Origin of the sequence: Allobosea sp., from assembly GCF_048595345.1 — a bacterium.
In the GTDB taxonomy this organism is placed as follows: domain Bacteria; phylum Pseudomonadota; class Alphaproteobacteria; order Rhizobiales; family Beijerinckiaceae; genus Allobosea.
In genome coordinates, this window is record NZ_JBMDWH010000177.1 from 1 (window position 1) to 2214 (window position 2214).

The 2214-nt window shown below is 68.9% G+C and carries 2 protein-coding genes; both read left to right on the forward strand.

The features are described from left to right. On the forward strand, positions 1–823 hold an 823-nt coding region (locus ACOJTB_RS16190), incomplete at its 5' end, for an alpha-ketoacid dehydrogenase subunit beta (protein ID WP_420103556.1). Next, positions 823–2199 (forward strand): dihydrolipoamide acetyltransferase family protein, encoded by a 1377-nt coding sequence (locus tag ACOJTB_RS16195; protein ID WP_420103557.1) that lies wholly within the window; start codon positions 823–825, stop codon positions 2197–2199. The genes ACOJTB_RS16190 and ACOJTB_RS16195, both read left to right, overlap by 1 nt. Positions 2200–2214 lie beyond the last annotated feature (15 nt).

Sequence of the window (2214 nt, forward strand, 5' to 3'; positions counted from 1 at the left end):
CACGGCGATCGGCATGGCGGCCTATGGCTTGAAGCCCTGCGTCGAAATCCAGTTCGCCGACTACATGTATCCGGCCTATGACCAGATCGTCTCGGAGGCGGCGCGGCTGCGCTACCGCTCGGCCGGCGACTTCACCTGCCCACTGGTGATCCGCATGCCGACCGGCGGCGGCATCTTCGGCGGCCAGACGCACAGCCAGAGCCCCGAGGCGCTGTTCACCCATGTTGCGGGGCTGAAGACGGTGGTGCCGTCCAACCCGCATGACGCCAAGGGCCTGCTGATCGCGGCGATCGAGGACCCTGATCCGGTGATCTTCCTCGAGCCCAAGCGGCTTTATAACGGCCCCTTCGACGGCCATCACGACCGGCCGGTCACCGCCTGGTCGAAGCACGAGCTCGCCGAGGTGCCGGAGGGGCACTACACCGTGCCGCTCGGCAAAGCCGTGACGCGGCGGGAGGGCTCGGCCGTCACCATCCTCGCCTATGGCACCATGGTCCATGTCGCGCTCGCCGCCGCCGAGGACACCGGCATCGACGCCGAGGTGATCGACCTGCGCACGCTAGTGCCGCTCGATCTCGACGCGATCATCGCCTCTGTGGCGAAGACCGGCCGCTGCATCGTGCTGCACGAGGCGACGCTCACCTCCGGCTTCGGCGGCGAGCTGGCGGCGCTGGTGCAGGAGCACTGTTTCTACCATCTGGAGGCGCCGATCATTCGCGTCACCGGCTGGGACACGCCCTATCCGCATGCGCAGGAGTGGGATTATTTCCCTGGCCCGGCGCGGTTGGGCCAAGCCTTGCGCGACATCATGGAGGCACGCTGATGGCCGAGCGCATCATCAAGCTGCCGGATGTCGGCGAGGGCATCGCCGAGGCCGAGCTGGTCGAGTGGCATGTGAAGGTCGGCGACATCGTCCGCGAGGACGATCTGCTCGCCGCCGTCATGACCGACAAGGCGACGGTCGAGATTCCCGCTCCGACCGATGGCGAAGTGACCTGGATTGGCGCCGAGGTCGGCGACACGGTGCCGATCGGTTCGGTGATCGTGAAGCTGAAGGTGGCGGGGGAGGGTGGCGCTGTCGCCGACGAGCCTCCGCCCGATACCCTCAGCCCACATCCCGAGGAGCCGCGAAGCGGCGTCTCGAAAAATGCTCCAGTGGATCCGGGAGCCTCGGCGGTCATCCGTCGAGACGCCGCTCCCAAGGGGACGGCTCCTCAGGATGAGGGCTCGCGGGGTGAAGAGCGCGCCGCTGCCAAGCCAGCCTCGCCGCCGCCTCCGCAACCCAAACCGGCTCGCCCGGCCGCCCCGGCCCAGCGCCGCGCGCCGGGCGAAAAGCCGCTCGCCTCGCCGGCCGTGCGCCTGAAGGCCCGCGAGGCGGGCCTGGACCTGCGGCAGGTCCAGGGCACCGGCCCGGCCGGGCGCATCACCCAGGCCGATCTCGACGCTTTCCTGCTGCGCGGCCCCGAGCCGTCCCGCGGGGGTGGGCTCATCGAGAAGAGCGCCGTCACCGAGGTCAAGGTGGTCGGGTTGCGCCGCCGCATCGCCGAGAAGATGGCGCTGTCGAAATCGCGCATCCCGCACATCACCATCGTCGAGGAGGTCGACATGACCGCGCTCGAGGAGCTGCGCGCGGGGCTGAACAGGAAACCGACGCCCGAGCGGCCGAAGCTGACCGTGCTGCCTTTCCTGATGCGCGCCATGGTCAAAGCGCTGGGCGAGCAGCCGGCGCTGAACGCGCTCTATGACGACGAGGCCGGGATCGTGCGCCAGCATGCCGGCATCCATCTCGGCATCGCCACGCAGGCGCCCTCGGGGCTGATGGTGCCTGTGGTGAAGCATGCCGAGGCGCGCGATCTCTGGGGCTGCGCGCTCGAACTCTCCCGTCTCGCCGAGCGCGCCCGCGACGGCACCGCGACACGCGACGAACTGACCGGCTCGACCATCACCATCACCTCGCTGGGTGCCCTTGGCGGCATCGCCACCACCCCGGTGATCAACCATCCGGAGGTGGCGATCGTCGGCGTCAACAAGATGGTGATGCGCCCGGTCTGGGACGGCACCACCTTCGTACCCCGCAAGATGATGAACCTCTCCTCCAGCTTCGACCACCGCGTCATCGACGGCTGGGACGCGGCGGTGTTCGTGCAGCGGCTGAAGGAGCTGCTGGAGACGCCTGCCATGCTCTTCGTGGATCTGTGAGGAGCCTGCGATGAC